Origin of the sequence: Devosia sp. Leaf420 (genome assembly GCF_001425445.1) — a bacterium.
Lineage (GTDB): Bacteria > Pseudomonadota > Alphaproteobacteria > Rhizobiales > Devosiaceae > Devosia.
In genome coordinates, this window is the sequence record NZ_LMQU01000002.1 from 23189 (window position 1) to 40636 (window position 17448).

General features: G+C 61.4%; 20 protein-coding genes and 1 tRNA gene. 9 read left to right on the top strand and 12 right to left on the bottom strand.

The annotated features are described in order from the left end of the window. Positions 1-135: 135 nt before the first annotated feature. Both ASG47_RS03215 and ASG47_RS03220 read left to right on the top strand, forming a co-directional pair. The gene (locus ASG47_RS03215) at positions 136-615 is read left to right on the top strand and encodes a peroxiredoxin (protein ID WP_061907318.1); all 480 of its coding nucleotides are present in this window, start codon (positions 136-138) and stop codon (positions 613-615) included. Between the two features lie 131 nt (positions 616-746). Continuing rightward, entirely contained in the window at positions 747-1829 is a 1083-nt protein-coding gene (locus ASG47_RS03220; RefSeq protein WP_061907319.1) for a M23 family metallopeptidase, read from the top strand. 151 nt (positions 1830-1980) lie between these two features. Here ASG47_RS03220 and prfB read toward each other — a convergent pair. Further along, positions 1981-3103 (bottom strand): peptide chain release factor 2 gene (prfB, locus tag ASG47_RS03225; protein ID WP_156352099.1). Its coding sequence is split into 2 segments (ribosomal slippage): positions 1981-3033 and positions 3035-3103, totalling 1122 coding nucleotides; the frame shifts between segments, so codons are not numbered across the junction. Between the two features lie 52 nt (positions 3104-3155). Next, positions 3156-3656 (bottom strand): peptide deformylase, encoded by a 501-nt coding sequence (locus tag ASG47_RS03230; RefSeq protein WP_061907321.1) that lies wholly within the window; start codon positions 3654-3656, stop codon positions 3156-3158. Positions 3657-3705: 49 nt separating this feature from the next. On the opposite strand from ASG47_RS03230, the gene ASG47_RS03235 reads away from it, so the two are divergent. Both ASG47_RS03235 and ASG47_RS20145 read left to right on the top strand, forming a co-directional pair. Then, positions 3706-3782 (top strand) — tRNA-Arg (locus ASG47_RS03235). A gap of 155 nt (positions 3783-3937) precedes the next feature. Further along, on the top strand, positions 3938-4108 hold the full coding sequence (locus tag ASG47_RS20145) for a DUF2934 domain-containing protein (protein WP_082461139.1): 171 nt from the start codon (positions 3938-3940) through the stop codon (positions 4106-4108). A gap of 59 nt (positions 4109-4167) precedes the next feature. On the opposite strand, the gene ASG47_RS03240 is transcribed toward ASG47_RS20145, so the two are convergent. Next, entirely contained in the window at positions 4168-4458 is a 291-nt protein-coding gene (locus ASG47_RS03240) for a hypothetical protein (RefSeq protein ID WP_156463959.1), read from the bottom strand. Between the two features lie 96 nt (positions 4459-4554). On the opposite strand from ASG47_RS03240, the gene ASG47_RS03245 reads away from it, so the two are divergent. Further along, entirely contained in the window at positions 4555-5187 is a 633-nt protein-coding gene (locus ASG47_RS03245) for a 5'-methylthioadenosine/S-adenosylhomocysteine nucleosidase (RefSeq protein ID WP_061907323.1), read from the top strand. On the opposite strand, the gene ASG47_RS03250 is transcribed toward ASG47_RS03245, so the two are convergent. Continuing rightward, a complete protein-coding gene (locus tag ASG47_RS03250) occupies positions 5177-5506 on the bottom strand; it encodes a hypothetical protein (protein ID WP_061907324.1) in 330 nt (109 codons plus the stop codon). The two genes, ASG47_RS03245 and ASG47_RS03250, sit on opposite strands and share 11 nt — an antisense overlap. A 167-nt stretch (positions 5507-5673) precedes the next feature. Here ASG47_RS03250 and ASG47_RS03255 point away from each other — a divergent pair, with 167 nt between their 5' ends. Together ASG47_RS03255 and ASG47_RS03260 are read left to right on the top strand one after the other, a co-directional pair. Continuing rightward, positions 5674-6018, top strand: coding sequence for a hypothetical protein (locus tag ASG47_RS03255; protein ID WP_061907325.1), 345 nt, complete (start codon positions 5674-5676; stop codon positions 6016-6018). 92 nt (positions 6019-6110) lie between these two features. Further along, the gene (locus ASG47_RS03260; RefSeq protein WP_061907326.1) at positions 6111-6581 is read left to right on the top strand and encodes a cell wall hydrolase; all 471 of its coding nucleotides are present in this window, start codon (positions 6111-6113) and stop codon (positions 6579-6581) included. Between the two features lie 3 nt (positions 6582-6584). On the opposite strand, the gene ASG47_RS03265 is transcribed toward ASG47_RS03260, so the two are convergent. The 4 genes from ASG47_RS03265 to ASG47_RS03280 form a co-directional block, all read right to left on the bottom strand. Further along, positions 6585-7130, bottom strand: coding sequence for a DUF2076 domain-containing protein (locus ASG47_RS03265; RefSeq protein ID WP_082511539.1), 546 nt, complete (start codon positions 7128-7130; stop codon positions 6585-6587). Between the two features lie 76 nt (positions 7131-7206). After that, positions 7207-7500, bottom strand: a complete 294-nt coding sequence (locus ASG47_RS03270; RefSeq protein WP_061907328.1) for an EscU/YscU/HrcU family type III secretion system export apparatus switch protein — start codon at positions 7498-7500, stop codon at positions 7207-7209. Next, positions 7497-9002, bottom strand: a complete 1506-nt coding sequence (locus ASG47_RS03275; RefSeq protein WP_156463960.1) for a flagellar hook-length control protein FliK — start codon at positions 9000-9002, stop codon at positions 7497-7499. Before ASG47_RS03275 ends, ASG47_RS03270 begins: the two co-directional genes overlap by 4 nt. Positions 9003-9058: 56 nt before the next feature. Continuing rightward, a complete protein-coding gene (locus tag ASG47_RS03280; protein WP_061907330.1) occupies positions 9059-9802 on the bottom strand; it encodes a glycosyltransferase family 2 protein in 744 nt (247 codons plus the stop codon). Positions 9803-10021: 219 nt separating this feature from the next. On the opposite strand from ASG47_RS03280, the gene ASG47_RS03285 reads away from it, so the two are divergent. Further along, entirely contained in the window at positions 10022-10798 is a 777-nt protein-coding gene (locus tag ASG47_RS03285) for an ion channel (RefSeq protein ID WP_156463961.1), read from the top strand. On the opposite strand, the gene ASG47_RS03290 is transcribed toward ASG47_RS03285, so the two are convergent. Genes ASG47_RS03290 through ASG47_RS03305 form a run of 4 tightly spaced genes read right to left on the bottom strand, consistent with a single transcriptional unit; the run spans position 10795 to position 15768 of the window. Next, a complete protein-coding gene (locus tag ASG47_RS03290; RefSeq protein WP_061907332.1) occupies positions 10795-13497 on the bottom strand; it encodes a sensor histidine kinase in 2703 nt (900 codons plus the stop codon). The two genes, ASG47_RS03285 and ASG47_RS03290, sit on opposite strands and share 4 nt — an antisense overlap. Before the next feature lie 14 nt (positions 13498-13511). Beyond that, positions 13512-13694: a hypothetical protein gene (locus ASG47_RS03295; protein ID WP_061907333.1), complete on the bottom strand. Its 183-nt coding sequence runs from the start codon at positions 13692-13694 to the stop codon at positions 13512-13514. A gap of 13 nt (positions 13695-13707) precedes the next feature. Then, entirely contained in the window at positions 13708-14091 is a 384-nt protein-coding gene (locus ASG47_RS03300; RefSeq protein WP_061907334.1) for a response regulator transcription factor, read from the bottom strand. A gap of 54 nt (positions 14092-14145) precedes the next feature. Then, positions 14146-15768 carry a helix-turn-helix domain-containing protein gene (locus tag ASG47_RS03305; RefSeq protein WP_061907335.1) on the bottom strand — a complete coding sequence of 541 codons (1623 nt, stop codon included), beginning with the start codon at positions 15766-15768 and terminating at the stop codon, positions 14146-14148. 188 nt (positions 15769-15956) lie between these two features. Here ASG47_RS03305 and ASG47_RS03310 point away from each other — a divergent pair, with 188 nt between their 5' ends. Beyond that, the gene (locus tag ASG47_RS03310) at positions 15957-17315 is read left to right on the top strand and encodes a substrate-binding protein (protein WP_061907336.1); all 1359 of its coding nucleotides are present in this window, start codon (positions 15957-15959) and stop codon (positions 17313-17315) included. The last annotated feature ends 133 nt before the right edge of the window (positions 17316-17448 follow it).

Sequence of the window (17448 nt, forward strand, 5' to 3'; positions counted from 1 at the left end):
CCAGCTTGAGGAAACCTACAATACCGCAGAATTCCTCACAGAATCATTCACCCGCCGGGCTGCAATTGCACAATGATACCGGCTGGAATGTGGCGCCGACACCCTCTATTGGATCAGGGACTTGGGAGACCCACGATGACACATCTGAACCAAGGCGACCTTGCCCCGGACTTTACCTTGCCGCGCGACGATGGCAGCGTGTTCACGCTCTCGGCGCACCGGGGAAAGCGCGTCGTTCTGTTCTTTTATCCCGAGGACGATTCCGGTGGCTGCACCGACGAGAATGTCGAGTTTTCCAACCTGCTTGACGAGTATGAAGCGGCGGGCGCCGTGGTGCAGGGCATTTCGCCCGACGACATCGCCAAGCACCAAAAATTTCGCGCCAAGTATGACCTACGCATCCCGCTCATTGCCGATCCCGAGCGGCAGGCGATGGAAGCCTACGGGCTCTGGCAGCTCAAGAAGCTTTATGGCAGGGAGTTCATGGGACTGATCCGCACCAGTTTCATCATCGGCACCGACGGCAAAATCGAGCGGATCATCCGCGCCACGCGCATCAAGGGACATGCCGCAAAAGTCCTCGAAGCCTTACGTGAAAACACGGCATCTGCCTGAAAACCCCCATCTTTCGGGGTTTCTTAACCATGAGCGCTCATAGTCTGCTTACCATAAGGTGGCAGTGCGAGGGGCGCAAAGTGGTAGGGAAAGCCGGCTTCGGAAACCGCGGAAACAAAGCTAAAGCGCCGGTGCGCGGCATCCACCCTGCCCTGTTTTACGGCATGTTTGCCGTGCTGTTCGGCGGCAATGTCTTTGCCGGCACAGCGCTCTATCTCTCCCCAGATATCACGCGGATGCTCAATGGCCGGACCGATGAAGTGATCGGCGCCTATGAGGATCGTATCGCGCAGATGCGGGTCGAAATCGACCGGCTCCACTCGCGCAGCTTCGCCCAGACGGGCGATATCAACTTGCAGCTCCAGGAGCTATCGCAGCAGCAGGAAGTGCTGTTCGAGCAGCACCAGCTGGTCAAGGTCTTGGTGGAAAAAGCCGATGCGCTGGGCATTGCGGCCGCGGATATCGCGCCGCCGGCTGCTCCACAATCGGCCGACTTGGCGAGCCTGACCGGCAATCCCGATGTGGATGCGACGGCGCTCAGCATCGAGCGAATGATGGGCGAGACACAAATGGCGATGGATGGCATTGCCCAGGTCGCCTCGACCCGCGCAGACGAAATAGCCACCGAGATGCGCCAGCTTGGTATTCCGGTGACGCTGCCCGATGACGAAGCGATGGGTGGTCCTTTGCTGCCAGCGCGCGATGATCTGGCCGGTACGCCGATGCTTGAAGATGCCAACGAGGTCATGTCGGCCCTGATGCGCTACAAGATGGCGCGGGAAACGCTCGATGATGCGCCGGTACATATGCCGATCAGCGGCACGTTCCGGCAAAGTTCGAACTTCGGCAATCGCCGCGATCCATTCACGGGATCACGGGCGTTTCACTCCGGCATCGACTTCTCCGCGCCGACAGGCACGACTGTGCTGAGCGCTGCGGCCGGAGTGGTCACCTATGTCGGGACGCGATCAGGCTATGGCATGGTTGTCGAGGTGACGCATGCGAATGGGCTGCTCACTCGCTATGCGCATTTGAGCGGTTATTTGTCCCAAGAAGGCCAGAAGGTCGATACCGGGACGCCCATCGCCAAAGTCGGGTCGACGGGACGTTCGACGGGACCACATCTGCATTTTGAGATCCGCAAGGCGGATGAGGCGATCAATCCCAAGGCGTTTTTGGACGCGGGGAAGCGGTTGGTTGCGGTACTGGGGTGATTTCCGGATGGCTCGGTTCACCCCCTCCCGGCCTCCCCCATCAAGGGGGAGGTGACGGATCGAGTTTGGTTCACGACCCAGCCCAACGCGCCAGCCCGCACCTCCCCCTTGATGGGGGAGGCTGGGAGGGGGTGTTGCCCCCTCACCAAGTTTATTCGCTGGCCACGTCCGTTGCGACGCCAACGCGCTGGGCAAGTGCCGCTTCCATGAACTGGTCGAGGTCGCCGTCGAGCACCACTGAAGGCTGGCCGCTTTCGACGCTTGTGCGGAGGTCCTTGACCATCTGATAGGGCTGCAAGACGTAGGATCGGATCTGGTGGCCCCAGCCGATATCGGTTTTGTTGGCCGCCTGAGCGTTTGCCGCTTCTTCGCGCTTTTGCATTTCCATCTCGTAGAGACGGGATTTCAGCATCGCCATGGCCGTTGCTCGGTTCTTGTGCTGGCTGCGTTCCTGCTGGCACGCCACGATGATGCCCGAGGGCACGTGGGTGATGCGGATGGCGGAGTCGGTCGTGTTGACGTGCTGACCACCGGCGCCGGAAGCGCGATAGGTGTCGACCTTGAGGTCGGCTTCGCGGATCTCAATATCGATGGAATCATCGATCACGGGATAGACCCAGCAGCTCGAAAAGCTGGTGTGTCGACGCGCCGCCGAATCGTAGGGACTGATGCGGACGAGGCGATGCACGCCGCTCTCGGTCTTGAGCCAACCATAGGCATTGTGGCCCTTGATCTGGATGGTCGCGGACTTGATGCCGGCTTCTTCGCCGTCGTGCATTTCCAGCACTTCGACTTTCATTTTCCGGCGTTCGGCCCAGCGGGTATACATCCGGAGGAGCATGTTGGCCCAATCCTGACTCTCGGTGCCACCGGCGCCGGAGTGGATTTCGACATAGCAGTCATTGGCATCGACTTCGCCCGAAAGCAGCGTTTCAATCTGCCGGCGGCGGGCCGATTGCTTGAGTTCGATCAGCGCCTGTTCGGCATCGCGCACGATATCGGCGTCGCCCTCGGCATCGCCGAGTTCGATCAATTCGACATTGTCACGAATGCCGGATTCGAGCTCGCGCACGGTCTTGACCGCAACATCGAGTTCGTCACGCTCGCGCATGGTGACGCGCGCTTTTTCCGGATCGTTCCAGAAGTCGGGGGATTCAGTTTGCGCTGTCAGCGCGTCGAGACGGAGTTGTGCAGTATCCCAGTCAAAGATGCCTCCTCAGCAGGGTCAAAACCTGCTCGATTTCGGCGACGGTCTTTTCGATTTCCGCGCGCATTGAAAATTCCTTGTGTTCAGTGCGTCCCGTTTAAAGGAGCCGTGCCGGGGGATCAACCCGCCCGGCGCCCGAGCTTGGCAAAACGCTTGAGCGCCGCATCGCGCTTGAGACGGGACACCCGGCTGAGAAAAAAGATGCCATTGACCTGATCGATTTCGTGCTGGGCGACGCGGGCGGCAAAGCCTGAGAGCGAGAGGGTATGGCGAATGCCATTTTCGTCGTCGAAGGTGATTTCGACGGCGCGCGCCCGGAGCACGTCAACCTCGATGCCGGGGAGTGAGACCGAGCCCTCGGTGCCGATTTCCTGTTCTTGGGCGGATGAGACGACCGTCGGATTATAGAGGAGACGATAGTCCCGTTCGTCGGGTTCGCTGATGCTCACCAGTGCGATCGGGGCTACTTCGCCGATGTGGGCTGCGGCGAGGCCATAGGCCTTGGCCTCAGTTCCAGCAGCAAGCAGCCGCTGGCCGATGGCACGGAGGGCGGCGTCGACGGGCTGGGCCGTCGCAGCCTCGCTAAGGCGCGGATCTGGATAGGTGATGAACGTGCTCATGGCTGCCATCTTGCATGTTGGCGGCCCGGCTGGTAGGTCGAAATCGGCTGGTCTCGTAGCTCAGCAGGATAGAGCACCGGATTCCTAATCCGGGGGTCATGGGTTCGAATCCCGTCGAGATCACCAGCCTGATCCCTATAATCTTTGTTTGTCAGAAGTGCTTTGAGCGGCTCCATGCGTCTTGCGCAGGGCCCCAATACTGCTCGCAAGCCGAAGAATTAGCCTGACCTTAACCTTGCGGGCTCACGCTACCGATCAGTTACATTTCACCGGAGCTGAGAATGCACGAACAGATCGAGCGCAAGGCCTATGACCTTTGGAACGCGGATGGCCGCCCCGAGGGGCAGGATCAGGCCTATTGGTTCAAGGCTGTCGCCGCACTGGCTTCCGAAGCCGCCGCCACGATCAAGCCGCCCCGCAAGCGCGCGCCGCGGGTCAAGAAGGCCGCCTGATTCTTCAGGTGTTTTGGAATTTTAGTAGGCGCTACGGATCTCGCGGCGCCTGTTCTATTTTACCAGATGCGGGGCCAATAGACGTCGTCGGCATAGTCCGACGGGATTGGCGAGAGACGGCCGATGGCCTGGGCGGCGAATTCGATCTGCAAAGCCAGGTGGCTGACATGGTCGGGCACGGGCGTGCCGGTGACGAATTCGCGCAGCCGCCACTCTTCGATCTTGAGGCATCGGAGGCGACGGCGCGCTTCGGCCTGAACATCTTCCACCACAAGGCCCTGGGGAGCAGCAGCGCGCTCCGGCATTGCCTCGGTCCATTCTCTTGAGCCCTGGATGACTGCGAACCGCACTTTCAATCTGCCTCGTTTGATCGCCTATCGGGCGGCGACCAATTCAATATGTCATCATTCCGTTACATAAGCGGTAACGCCTAGAGCTTGAGCGGCATGGCAGCCATGCTAGAAGGCGGCATGTCCATTCTCTATCTCATGGCCGCCAAGGCCGAATTCGGGCCACATCTGGCCGCACGCATCCAGCCGGAAATGATCGGGATCGGCCCTATCGAAGCGGCGGTGGCGACGACCAGCGCCCTGGCGCTACGGGCCGGGAACGTGCCCAAACTCGTCGTCAGTCTGGGCTCGGCGGGTTCGAACAGGCTTGAGCAATGTGCGGTCTATCAGGCGATTTCTGTGTCCTATCGCGACATGGATGCTTCGGCGCTGGGCTTTGCCAAAGGGATAACGCCGCTGACAGACCTGCCCGCAACGCTGCCTCTGGTCCCTGCCCTGCCGGGCCTTACAGCAGCGACGCTTTCAACCGGTGGCAATGTGGTTACGGGACCGGCCTATGAGGCCATTGTCGAGGACATGGTCGATATGGAGACCTTTGCGGTCAAGCGCGCTTGCCAGTCTTTTGGGGTGCCGCTCCTAGCTCTTCGCGGCATTTCGGACGGGACAGAGACGGTCAGCAAGATCGAGGACTGGACGCAGTATCTCCATATCATCGACGAGAAACTGGCCGAGGCTGTAGATTTGGTCGAGGCCGCCTATGCCGACGGCCTGATCGATCTCACGCCTTAGGCATGGCCTTCTTGTCGCGGCGCTTGCGGCTCCAATTGGTGTAGTGGCGGCCGCCGCGCAGGATGGCGTGATTGACCGGGCCTTGCAGGAAGATGAGGTCGATCGCGAGGATCAGGAGGCCGAGCGGCAGCATCCAGATACCAAGCACGGGCAGGAAGCTAAAAATGCCGCCGAGGACCAGCAGAATGCCGAGCGGAATGCGGATCAAGCGCGCCTCCGGCCGGCGGATACGCTGTAGCAAACCAGCAGCCTTGGCCGGTATTTTCCGCTCCAGTCTATCGAACAGTCGGTTGAGACGTCGGGCGCTCTTGGTTTCCATCAATCTGTCGTTCCGTTCCTGCGCTAGATGACTTGCTTTATGTAGGCCTCGATCCCGAAACGGGTAGTGCCATTCTCGAAACAAACTCTAGAGATTAATCTTGGTTAAACGGTGGACGGAACTTCCGCGCGGCACGTGGCGTTCCCTCGCGAAAGATGGAGTAAGCCATGCTTCTTGAAGAACTGTTCCCGTCCCGCCGCCGCCGTCAGGATCCGCTCGATCAGATTGCTGCACAATTGCATGACCTGCGTCGCCAGACGCGCCATCTCGGCCGTTCGCTGTCCGGCAATGCACGGTCTCTGTCGCATAATGCCAGTGAAGTCGCAGATGATGTCGGTGACGTGGTCGCCGAATGGGGCCGCGATGCTGCCAAGCAAGGCGCGTGGATTGCCGGTGTTGCAAGCCGCAAGGCCATGGAGAGTGCGAAGGCTGTGCAGCGCGACCCCGTGCCGGTGATCGCGGTTCTCGGCACCACGCTTTTGCTGACCACCTTGCTCTTCCGTCGGCGCTAAGAGTTTCTTTACCAAACCGGTCAAACCTTCCTTAGGGCTGTCGGAGCATTTTCGGGGAAAGCCGCAACTCGGCAACACTCCGGAGATGCACCGTGGCCCTTTTTGCTCGCCTCGCCATCAAATTGTCAGCCGTCGCGATTGTCGCCACCAGTCTCGGGGGCTGCAGCTTTCTCGGCATCAATTTCGGCATGGCGCAGATGAGCGAGAAGGAATGCATGATGCGCGCCATGTATTTCGAATCCAATCGCTCCAGCTCCGAAGGCATGCTTGCGGTGGGAACGGTGGTGATGAACCGGCTGAACGACCCGCGCTATCCTAAAAATGTCTGCGGCGTTGTCGGGCAAAAGAACCAGTTTGCGCAGGGTGTGCTAACCAAGCCCATGACCGATAGCGGCGCTGTGCTCGCGGCGCAGGTCGCCGATCAGGTGCTGCATGGGGCGCGGCATCCCGGCGTGCAGAATGCGCAGCATTTCCACACGGCGGGCCTCCGTTTCCCATACAACAATATGTTTTACGTGCTCGAAGCGGGCGGCAACGAGTTCTACGAGAAGCGGACGAACTAGCCTCTAGAAGTCACCACCGACGTCGAAATCGTCGCCCATGTCACCGCCATCGTCATAGCCTTGGTCTTCAGGCGCATCCTCCGGTGGCGGTGCCTCCCCGGCCTGCGCATCGCCGGTGAAGAGACCGGTCAGCATGCTGCCAAGCAGCAGGCCACCCGTGACCCCGAGCGCGGTCTGGGCAGCGCCAGCCAAAAAGCCGCCATTGCCGCGGGAGCGGCGGAGATCATCGCGGGGATCATCCGAGCGCCCCCAGGGTCCGCCTTGCGAGGTCTGCGCCTGCGCGGGGCGATCGCCACCAAAGATTCCGCCAAGAAAGCCACCCTGGCTTTGCTTTGATTCGAGCTGTTCGATCTTCTGCTGGGCTTCGCGCAGGGCTGCTTCCTGCACGATGATCGTCTGGGCCATGAAATAGGCAGCGGTCGGATTTTCCGCGAGCCGCTGGCGGATCAGCTGCTCGGCATCGGCGTCGCGCGCAGCGCTATTACGCTCCACATTACGCAGGCGTTCGAAGAGGTCTTCGATGGCGCGTTCGTCTTCCTGTCTCAGCATGATCAACTCCCTTTCAAAATTGACATGGGAAGCCGCACGATGAGGCGCAATGGCGCAGAGCGCGATCACGCCGAATTCAGGACGTCTTAGCAGGGGCCGGAGCCTTGGCATTTTGCTTGAGGACAAAGCCGATGACGGCGGCAACGGTCTCGTAGAGTTCGATGGGGATGCTGTCGTCGACCTCGACATGGCTGAGGGCTTCGGCAAGGAGCGGATTGGATTCGATGACGATGTCGTTTTCTTCCGCGAGTGCGACGATCTGCTCCGCGATCAGCCCTCTTCCCTTGGCGACGACGCGGGGCGCGTGGTCCGTGCCTTTTTCATATTGGAGGGCGACGGCGAGTTGGCGGGTTTTGGGGTCTTCGCTCATCCTCGTGCATCCACTGAATGGCCGACACGGGGATCGGTGGGCTCTTCCGCGGGCGCACCGCTGCGCACGACGAGCGCCCCGGGGTACAGACCCGCCGCTTCGAGCGTTGTGCGCAATTCCTCGATGGTCTCGGAAAAGATCTTGGCAGTTTCGCGGTTTTCGGCCCACAGCAGGATGCCGGTCGTTTGACCACGCAGGGAAATTTGCGCGCCAACCTCGCCTAGCGCAGGCAGGTTGATCGCGAACTGCACCTGCCAGCCGCGATCTTCGCTGCGCGTGTCGCTGCCGCTGCCTTCGTGGTGGATCTGAAGCTGCAAAACGGCCTGTTGCTGGCCGACCAGCACGGGCAAATCGAGGCTCCATTGCGTATCGCCGGCTTTCTGGCCGTCCGGCAGGGAAGCATGCTGATGCAGCCGGACCCGAGCCAAAGCGCCTTCGGTGCGCTCGAGTAGAAGTTTGCCCAGCGCTTCGCCATCATCGGGAAGCTCATCGGGCGAAGCCTCGGGGAGACGCGCGCGGGGCAAGACGTGCTTGAGGGGCGGCGGAATCTGTGTTGCCGGCGCGATCGGAGCCTGATTGCCGAGCCACTGCCCAAGCCCCTGACGCATGGCCATGAGGCTCGATTTCGTATCGGTCGCGGCCGCCCCCGGCGCGCCCTGACCCATTTGCGCCTCCTGGAAAATGCCGGAATTGCGGATTGCGGCCTTGAGGGTGGCGCCATCGAGCTTGCCGGCACTGTCCAATTGATTGCCGAGGATTTGCCGCGCAGCTTTCAGCACCGGCTCGGGCAAGGCGGTTTTGCCGGCGACCGCGACCAAAAGACTGGTGACCGCGCCGATGCTGCCCTGGACCGGGAGCGATTGCTGAACCATCTGCGCGAGAAGAGATGCCTGCCGGCCAGGCTGGGCAGCAGGCGTCGCCGTCTGTTGGGCCCCGCTCATCTGCGGCATGCCATAAGGCGCGCCGCCCAGCCGCTGCTGAATGCCTGGTGCAATCGGCTGCGTGGCCATTGGCGAGCCGATGGCGGGTTGGGCCGCTGGCAGCGGAGCAGCGGGCGCGGGCTGGGCAGTGATCGGCGCGGCAATGACAGGCGACGAGCTGCCGCTCGGCGTCAGGCTTGGCGGGCTATAGGTGATCGGGCCCTGAACGACTGGGCGCTGGGCGATTTCGACGCTGGTTGCGGGAGCTTGGGGCGCGGGTGCCGTGGGCGGCGGACGGCTCGACACCAGCGCGAGACGCATCTGGCCTTCGGTCTGCTGGACGCTGAGCGTGAGGATGCTGCCGGGCGTCGCGCCCCCGGGCAGTGACAGGGCCATGGGCTGGCGGCCAATCTGGACGAGCGTTGCGCCGCCCTGCCCGGCACCAAGCACGCGCCCCTCGATCACCTGCCCCGGTGCCAGCGCGAGCGCGCGCAGGGCCGAGCCGGATTGGGCCGGTGATACGACGGGGAACTGCGAGGCAATCGACATCCGTAGCGCATCCTGGCCGCCAAATGCGGCCAAGATCGATCCTATGGATGATTCTCTAAAATGTGGAAGACCGAGGTTTCCTCAGAGGGTCAATCCTTGCGGACGTCCTTGTATTCCATGGTCGCGGGCTTACCGCGGAAGGTGACCCAGAAGAAATTGAGCGTATAGGTCGCGGCGGTCTGGAATACGCCTTCCTTTTCGAGACGACGGCCTGTGGTCTTCATCTTGAAGCTCGTGAGCCACTTGACCCCGCCAACGCGCGAGAGGCGCACGGCCACATCCGTATCCTCGCCGAAGAACTCGATCGTCCGGTCATAGCCGCCGACCTTGACCCAGGCTTCGCGCTTGAAGACGAAATTGCCGCCCTGCACTACCGACCCGACCCGCAGCACGAAGCGATTGAGCAGGTAAATCAGGTAGGTGAGGCCATAGAACATCTCAATCATGAGACGGTTATGCGGGGCCATGTCATAATAGACATAGGGGCCGCTAAGGCAGACGAGCTTTGCGTCCTTCTCGAACTCGCGCATGACCGTCGTCAGCCAGCCTTCGGGCACGATCGTGTCGCTGTCGATATTGGCGATGAGGTCAAAGCCTTCGCTGGCGGCAAAGCCTGCGTCGCGCGCATTGACGAGGCCCTTTTTGGGCTCATCGACGACGCGCACACCGGCAAAACTGCGGGCGATTTCGCCTGTCCGGTCGGTCGAGGCATTGTTGACCACGATCACATCGGCAGGGACGCCGGAGCGCTCGATTTCGGCCAGAACCGATTCCAGGCACTTTCCGATCAAGGCCTCTTCGTTATAGGCCGGGATGACGAAAGCCAGCTTCATGGCACTCCTTCTGCCGGCCAAAACCCGCCAGCGCTGGGGTGGCGCTGCTCATAGCGCGACAAGCGGAGCGGGGCAACCTTCAGGTGCGTGAGGCAATGGTCCGAGTTTCCACGCCGCGGGGCATTTGCTAAGAAGCGTTTCAATCAACCAAGGGCCGAGTGGTCCGTGAGGTGAATTCTGACTGCCTCCAAACCAGACGCGGCCCAAGACGACACGCAGATGGGCTGGTTGTCGCGACTGCGCTCAAAACTCCGGATTTTGTATCACAGCCAGCAACCGGCCGCGCTACGCTTCCAGGCGACGATCCTCGTCGTCGATCTCGCCATCATCGCGTTTTTCATCGCCAGCCCACTGCTCCGTGGGCGCGAATATTTTCTCTGGATCGACTATTCGATCGCCACGCTGGTGTTCATCGAGCTGTGCGCGCGGGCCTTGGCGACCAACGATATTCCACGATGGATTCGGCAGCTTCCCGTCGTCATAGACATTTTTATCCTGATCACGCTCCTGGCGCCCACCTGGCTCTTCAATCTCGGTTTTCTCCGAATTCTGAGGCTTTGGACGCTGAGCAAATCGCCGTTGATCTGGCGGCCGCTGAGCAAGCGCGGGCTTGATGGGTATAAGGAAACCATCCAGGCGGTCATCAACCTCTTGGTGTTCATTTTCGTCGTGACAGGGTTCGTCTACACGGCTTTTGTCGGTGAAAAATCCGGCATTTCGGGCTATGTCGACGCGCTCTACTTCACCGTTACGGCGATGACGACGACGGGGTTTGGCGACCTCACTCTGCCCGGCACGTTCGGCAAACTTGTATCCATCGTTATCATGATCATGGGCATCTCGCTCTTCGTGCGGCTGGCGCAGCTCATTTTCCGGCCGGCCAAGGTGCATTTTCCCTGTCCCCAATGCGGGCTGACGAAGCATGAGCCGGACGCGGTGCACTGCAAGGCGTGCGGGCATCTCCTCAACATTCCCGACGAGGGGCATGGGCTCTAGCCGCGGATCACCGGCAGGCGCACTCGGAAACAGGCGCCAGGCAAGGTACTGGGCGCGAGATCGAGCGTGCCGTTCATGCGATTGACGATCTGGCGGCTGATGGCGAGGCCGAGGCCCGCGCCGGTTTGATCGGCAGCGCCGCGCCGGCCGCGCGAGAATTTTTCGAAGATCAGCTTGCGCTCGCCCTTGGCGATGCCGGGGCCATTGTCGGCCACTTCGGCGACGAAATTTCCGGCGCGCAGGGCCGAGCTGATGCGGACGACGGGATTGGACGAGGTGTTATATTTCACGGCATTTGAAATCAGGTTGATGAAGACCTGACAGAGCCGATCGGGATCGCCCTCGATCATCGTCCGTCCGGCGCGCTGGCCGTGATCCAGCCGGATGAATTTTTGGCGCAACAGCGCGTCGCAGACGGAGATGGCACGGTCGAGCGCGGCATCGGCATCGACGGCCTGGCTCGTCCAGTTCTTTTCACCCCGTTCGAGCGCCGAGAGATCGAGGATTTCGTCGAGAAGTTTGGTAAGCCGCAGGCTTTCCTGATGGATCGTCGAAACGAAGCGTTGGCGCTGCGTGTCGTCGAGCTGATCGCCATCGAGCAGGATTTCCGAGAAGGAGCGGATGGAGGTCATCGGGGTTCGGACCTCGTGGCTGACCTGGCTCAAGAATTCATCCTTCTGGCTATCGAGCTGGCGGAGCTGCTGATTGGCGTCTTCGAGCTTTTGTGCGGTCATGCGGAGTTCGGCCGAGGTGCGCTCCAACTCCTGGGAATATTCGATGGCCTGCTGCGTTTCGTCGGCCATCTGCATCATCTCTTCGAGAGAGACATCGGCACCAGCCACGACTTTCGAGAGCATGACATGTGCCGAGGCCGCGCCGATCGAGCCGGCCAATTCGCGCTCGAGGCGGCCAACGAATTCGGGCGTTGGTTCAAGGAGGACCGGGTCGACGCCACGTTCGCGCGCCGCAACTTCAAACAGTGCCGCGGCGCGGCGTTCACCTAGGACACGTTCGGCGACGAAATAGAGATCGGTTGCGGTGGCGGAGCCAGGCGCAACGCCGCGCAAGGCGAGGCTTGGGCGTTTGAAGACGTCGACAAAGGCGGCCGCCTGGATGCGTTCAAGGGCGGAAGGCGTTGTCAGCAGCGAGCCGAGGGTGAGGGTCAGCACATTGACCGAAAGGCTCCAGAAGGCGGCGTGGGCGAGCGGGTCCCAACCGTCTAGGCCAAACATGGCCTCGGGCCGTAGCCAGGAAATGCCTCCGGGGCCCTCGGCGAGAAGCTGGGAGACGGCTGGAGAGACGGACTCGAACGATGGCAAAAAACAGCACCAGGCCCAGGTGACAAAGCCAGCAAGGATCGCGGCCGTAACGGCTTTCAGCGATGCCTCGCGCCAGAAGATGGCGGCGAGGAGCGCGGGGAAAAACTGGGCAATGGCGGTGAAGGAGATAAGGCCGATCGGCGCCAGCGCGTTGGAGTCGCGGGTGAAGAAGAAATAGAAAAATCCGAGCGAGAGGATCAGCATGATCGAGAAGCGACGGGCCACAAGCAGCGTGCGGCTCATGCCCTGGCCTTCGCCAAATTGCGGGCGGCTGAAGCGCAGCACCAGCGGCATGATGATGTGGTTCGAGACCATGATCGAGAGCGCAATGGATTCGAGGATGATCATCGAGGTGGCCGAGGAAAAGCCGCCAATGAAGGCAAAGAGCGCAAGACCGTTTTGGCCTGCGGCCAATGGCAGGGTCAGCGCGAACATGTCGGGATTGGCATCGGCCGGCATTACCGTGAGCCCATAGATGGCGATGGGCAGGATGAAGATGCTCATGAGGAACATGTAAGCCGGGAAGGCCCAGCCGGCGACGCGGAGGTGATTTTCGTTCGAGTTCTCGACGACGGTTACCTGGAACTGTCGCGGCAGGCAGACGATGGCGGCGATGGAGAGGACCAGCGTGGTGATCCAGCGGCTGTCAAAACTTGCCGAGGTATCGACCACGACGCCCCGCGCTGCTGCCTGGCTGAAAATGCCTTCAAACCCGCCGCCGATATAGAGGACGAAAATGCCAACGGCGACGAGCGCCGCGAGTTTTACGACGGCCTCGAAAGCGATGGCGGCGACGACGCCATGGTGCTGCTCCTTTGCATCGACATGGCGGGTGCCGAAAAGGATGGTGAAGAGGGCCATGCCGGCGGCGACACCAAGGGCTAGGCCGACATCGTCGATGCCGCGGAGGCTACCCTGGCCGAACTCGGAGGAGCCGGCGACCGCCTGGATCGACGAGGTGACGGCCTTCAACTGCAGCGCGATATAGGGCGCGATGCCGATGACGGCGATGCAGGTCACGAGCACGCCGAGCCGGCTCGACTTGCCGAAACGGGACGACAGGAGGTCCGCGACGGACGTTATTCGATACAGATGTCCGATACGGACGAGGCGGCGGAGGAGGAAATACCAACCGACAAAGACTATGGTTGGTCCAAGGTAAATCGTGAGGAATTCCAAGCCACTACGAGCAGCATTTCCCACGGCACCGTAAAAGGTCCAACTGGTGCAATAGACCGAAATCGAGAGCGTGTAGACGGCAGGCGAATGGAGCCAGGAGCGCTGATTGATGCGCGCGCGCCGGTCGCCGATATAGGCGAGAACGAAGAGCAGGCAGACATAGCCGATCGCGGTCGCAATGACGAAATCGGCCGACAGCATTACCCCTCGCTCTCCTATTGTCGCGGCTCGACGGGGATGCGGTTGGTCAGCCAGGCGGTGCCGGCGATGAGCGCCAGCCAGACACCGAAAAGGTAGAAAACGATCTGCGGTACGCCAAAGACGGCAATGTCGTGATTGAAGACATGCACCAGCGGCGGCACGAGCAACAACAGCCCGCCTGCCGTCAGCAGGAACATGCCGCCGACGATCCTATGCCGGTCGGGCATCTTCACCCAGAAGGCTGCGCACCGCGCCCACCACCTCGGCATTGGAATAGGGTTTTGTCACGAATCCATTGGCGCCGAGTTCTTCGGCTGTGCGTCGATCCTGCTGCTGGCCCTTGGCGGTGAGGATCAGGACGGGCAAGTTTGCTGTGTCCGCATCGGCGCGTAGATGCTTCAGAATGTCGAAACCGCTGCGCTTGGGCAGCATCACATCGAGCACCAGCATGCGCGGTCGCAGCCGCCGCACGACATCGAGCACGGCGTCGCCATCGGTGACCGAACTGATGCTCCATCCGGCACGACGCAGGATGAAATCCAGCGATTCAAGAATCGACGGTTCATCCTCGGCAATCAGGATATCGATAGCCAAATCTCCCCCCTCGCCTGCGGTCTCCCCTCCGCAAGCTGCGTCACTAAAGCGCAATCAGCCGGAATCGCCAAGGCCGAATTCTTGCGGGATCAGCGGCTGGCGCGTTGCCGAGCGCTGTTCGCCCGGCGTCAGCATCTCTTCCTGCCGCGCCGGACAACTCTTTCGCGTGCAGAGCCGGCAGGTCGGCCCGACGGGCAAATCGGCCGATTGATCGGCGAGATCGAGGCCGCGCGCATAGACCGTACGATCGGCATGGAGCACATCGCAGGCGAGCATGATCGAGATATGGGTCGCCGGTTCCTGGAAGGCGCCAGCCCGGCGCTGCAGAGAGCGCGCGAGGAAGAGATAGCGCGAGCGGTCGGTGAACTGAACCACCTGGCGCTGGAGGGTCTCAGGGTGACGAAAGGCGCTATAGATCGGCCACAGCGGGCAGGCGTGGCCGGAGTTCGGCAGCAAGAGGCCCGGGAGCGGAAAGTGCTTGGTGAGGCGCCCGGCAGGATCGGAGCGGAGGAAGCCGAAGGGAACGCCCTCTTGGCCCGGCTTGCGCAGCGACACCAGCCGATGCGCCACCTGTTCAAAACTGCCGTTAAACGTCTGGCGAAGTTGGTCGATGTCGTAGGCCAGCGTTTCGGCCGCTTCGTGAAACGCCCCATAGGGAAAAGCGATGGCCCCAGCGAGATAGGAGCCCAGCGCCCGCGCTGCCAGGCGTCGCGTCGTCGGACGGGTCAGCATGGCCGCATCGAGCGTTTCGCGCAGCACGTCGGCGGCGCTCAGTTCGCCGAGCAGTCGAGCAAGTTGGAACTGGCGCGTTGCGAGCGTGGTCGAGCCCTGAAACCACATGACCCGAGCGCTGGAATCGAAGCGATACTGACCCGGAAATTCGGCAACACCGCTATCGCCGCCGATCCGGGTCGTGACGCCAAAGCGGCGTTCCAGCGTTTCGACGAGTAGCGCGGGACCGAATATACCTTCGCTTTCCAACTCCCACCGCAGGTCCGCCGCAACAGCTTCAAGGGTCGGAAAATAGTTCTCCTGCTCGATGATGAGATCGTCGATCTCGCGCAAAGCCGAAGCCTTGCCCATCACCTTGCTGCTGCTTTCGAACTGGCCGATGAGGCTCCGCGCCACATCGCTGAGCGCCCGCGCCTCGCGCCCAATAGCGTCGACGAAGCGCTTGCGCTCGGCATCGTCGAGATCGGGCACATCTTCGAGAATTTCTGCACTCGAGCGGACGGCGGTAATGCCGGACAGGATCTGGTGCAGAAGCTGGCTAAGCAGCGGGTCGGACCGCAGTCGGTCGGCATAGATATCGGCATTGGCGACGGCGCCAGTATAGGCGCGATGTAGCCGCGCAATTGCTGCAGCACTCGCCGGATATTGCGCGACAAGATGGCGGCGTTCCTCGGGCTGGAAGTGAAGCGATTCGACCACCGGGTCGGCATAGGCCTCTTCCAGATCCTGCAGCAGCTTCTGTTCGTCGTCACCCGTGAGATCGGAACTCTCGATGCGCAACTGCTGAGCGATCCGCTGCAGCAAGATGCCGCCGACGTCGCGTTTGTTGTTTTCGATCAGGTTGAGATAGCTCGGCGAAATGCCGGCAAGACGCGCCAGCGCCGCCTGGGAAATGCCCAGCGATTTCCTGCGGTTGGATATCCGGAAACCAATCGGCGCCCGCATCGCTGTTCCCTCCCCGAAACTGCGATTTGCAAACGAATTGACTGAAAGACAGTCAATCCAGAACAAGTATTTACAGAATAATCGAACGATTACAATGGGATATTGCGGGCGTTTTCAAATGGGGCAAATATCGGGCAGCGCTGAGGCTTCGGCAATGTACCGGTGGCCCGCGCATCAGGAGGAGATCAATGACTATTTTGAAGCGTGGCTTGTCCCGTCGCCGTGTCTTGCAGACCGGCATGGCCGGCATCATCGGCTCCGGCGTTGCCCCTCTCGTTTTCACCAAGGGCGCCTGGGCCCAGGAGTTCTGCAACAATCCCACCGGCGACACCGTGGTTTTCGGGCTCAACCTGCCGCTGACCGGCACCTATGCCGAAGAAGGCGCGGACGAGCAGAGGGCCTATGAACTGGCGATCGCCCACCTCAATGGCGAAGGCGATGGCGGCCTCTTGAACGTGCTGCAGCCATCGGCGCTCAAGGGCAACGGCATCCTCGGCAAGAAGGTCACCTATGTGTCCTCGGACAGCCAGACCAAATCCGACGTGGCCCGCGCCGGCGCGACCCGCATGATCGAGCGCGATGGCGCCATCATGATTACGGGCGGCTCGTCATCAGGCGAAGCCATCGCCGTGCAGGGCCTTTGCCAGGAAATGGGCGTCATCTTCATGGCGGGCCTCACCCATTCCAACGACACGACCGGCAAGGACAAGCGCCGCTACGGCTTCCGCCACTTCTTCAACGCCTATCAGTCCGGCATCGGCCTCGCGCCCGTCCTCGGGGATTCCTATGGCAAGGATCGCCGCGCCTATCACCTGACGGCCGACTATACCTGGGGCTGGACGCAGGAAGAATCGATCAAGAACGCCACCGAAGCGCTGGGCTGGGAAACCGTCGCGGCCGTTCGCACCCCGCTCGGCGCCACCGACTATTCGCAATATCTGACGCCCATCCTCAATTCCGGCGCAGACGTGCTGATCCTCAATCACTATGGCCTCGACATGGTGAATTCGCTCACCCAGGCCGTGCAGTTCGGCATGCGCGACCGCCAGGCCAATGGCAAGGATTTCCAGATCGTCACCCCGCTGATTTCCGAGCTGATGGCCAAGGGCGCCGGGGAAAGCGTCAAAGGCATTTTCGGCACCTCGAACTGGCATTGGAACCTGCAGGACCCTGGCTCGATCGCCTTCACCAAGAGTTTTGGGGCCAAATATGGCTCCCCGCCATCGCAGGCCGCGCACACGGCCTATGTGCAGGCGCTGCTCTATGCAGATGCCGTCGAACGCGCCGGGACCTTCTATCCGCCCGAAGTCATCAAGGCGCTCGAAGGCTTTGAATTTGACGGCATGGGCAATGGACCGACGGTCTATCGCGCCGATGATCACCAATGCATCAAATCGGTGCTCGTCGTTCAGGGCAATGAAAGCCCGACGAGCGAGTTCGACGTGCTCAATGTGTTCCAGGAAATCGACAGGGACACGGTGACGTATGACCCCACGATCTTCGGTGGCGAGCTCGGCGAAGCTGAACCGGTACCGATGTGCGCGTAAGCCGTCCAGTAAGCTGAACGCCCCCTCTCCCTCTGGGGGCGCGCTATCTCAGATAACGCCTAGATAATCCGACGTGCCTGCACCCCCTCCCAACCTCCCCCGTCAAGGGGGAGGTGCCGATCGAGCGTGAGAC

Excerpts from the sequence above, each read along its gene's own strand:
- ASG47_RS03245 (WP_061907323.1), top strand. The coding sequence starts at position 4,555 with ATGGCAGCCATGCTAGAAGGCGGCATGTCCATTCTCTATCTCATGGCC.
- ASG47_RS03250 (WP_061907324.1), bottom strand. The coding sequence starts at position 5,506 with ATGGAAACCAAGAGCGCCCGACGTCTCAACCGACTGTTCGATAGACTG.
- ASG47_RS03285 (WP_156463961.1), top strand. The coding sequence starts at position 10,022 with ATGGGCTGGTTGTCGCGACTGCGCTCAAAACTCCGGATTTTGTATCAC.
- ASG47_RS03215 (WP_061907318.1), top strand. The coding sequence starts at position 136 with ATGACACATCTGAACCAAGGCGACCTTGCCCCGGACTTTACCTTGCCG.
- ASG47_RS03305 (WP_061907335.1), bottom strand. The coding sequence starts at position 15,768 with ATGCGGGCGCCGATTGGTTTCCGGATATCCAACCGCAGGAAATCGCTG.
- ASG47_RS03255 (WP_061907325.1), top strand. The coding sequence starts at position 5,674 with ATGCTTCTTGAAGAACTGTTCCCGTCCCGCCGCCGCCGTCAGGATCCG.
- ASG47_RS03310 (WP_061907336.1), top strand. The coding sequence starts at position 15,957 with ATGACTATTTTGAAGCGTGGCTTGTCCCGTCGCCGTGTCTTGCAGACC.
- ASG47_RS03290 (WP_061907332.1), bottom strand. The coding sequence starts at position 13,497 with ATGCTGTCGGCCGATTTCGTCATTGCGACCGCGATCGGCTATGTCTGC.
- ASG47_RS03280 (WP_061907330.1), bottom strand. The coding sequence starts at position 9,802 with ATGAAGCTGGCTTTCGTCATCCCGGCCTATAACGAAGAGGCCTTGATC.
- ASG47_RS03230 (WP_061907321.1), bottom strand. The coding sequence starts at position 3,656 with ATGAGCACGTTCATCACCTATCCAGATCCGCGCCTTAGCGAGGCTGCG.
- ASG47_RS20145 (WP_082461139.1), top strand. The coding sequence starts at position 3,938 with ATGCACGAACAGATCGAGCGCAAGGCCTATGACCTTTGGAACGCGGAT.
- ASG47_RS03295 (WP_061907333.1), bottom strand. The coding sequence starts at position 13,694 with ATGTTCCTGCTGACGGCAGGCGGGCTGTTGTTGCTCGTGCCGCCGCTG.
- ASG47_RS03265 (WP_082511539.1), bottom strand. The coding sequence starts at position 7,130 with ATGCTGAGACAGGAAGACGAACGCGCCATCGAAGACCTCTTCGAACGC.
- ASG47_RS03270 (WP_061907328.1), bottom strand. The coding sequence starts at position 7,500 with ATGAGCGAAGACCCCAAAACCCGCCAACTCGCCGTCGCCCTCCAATAT.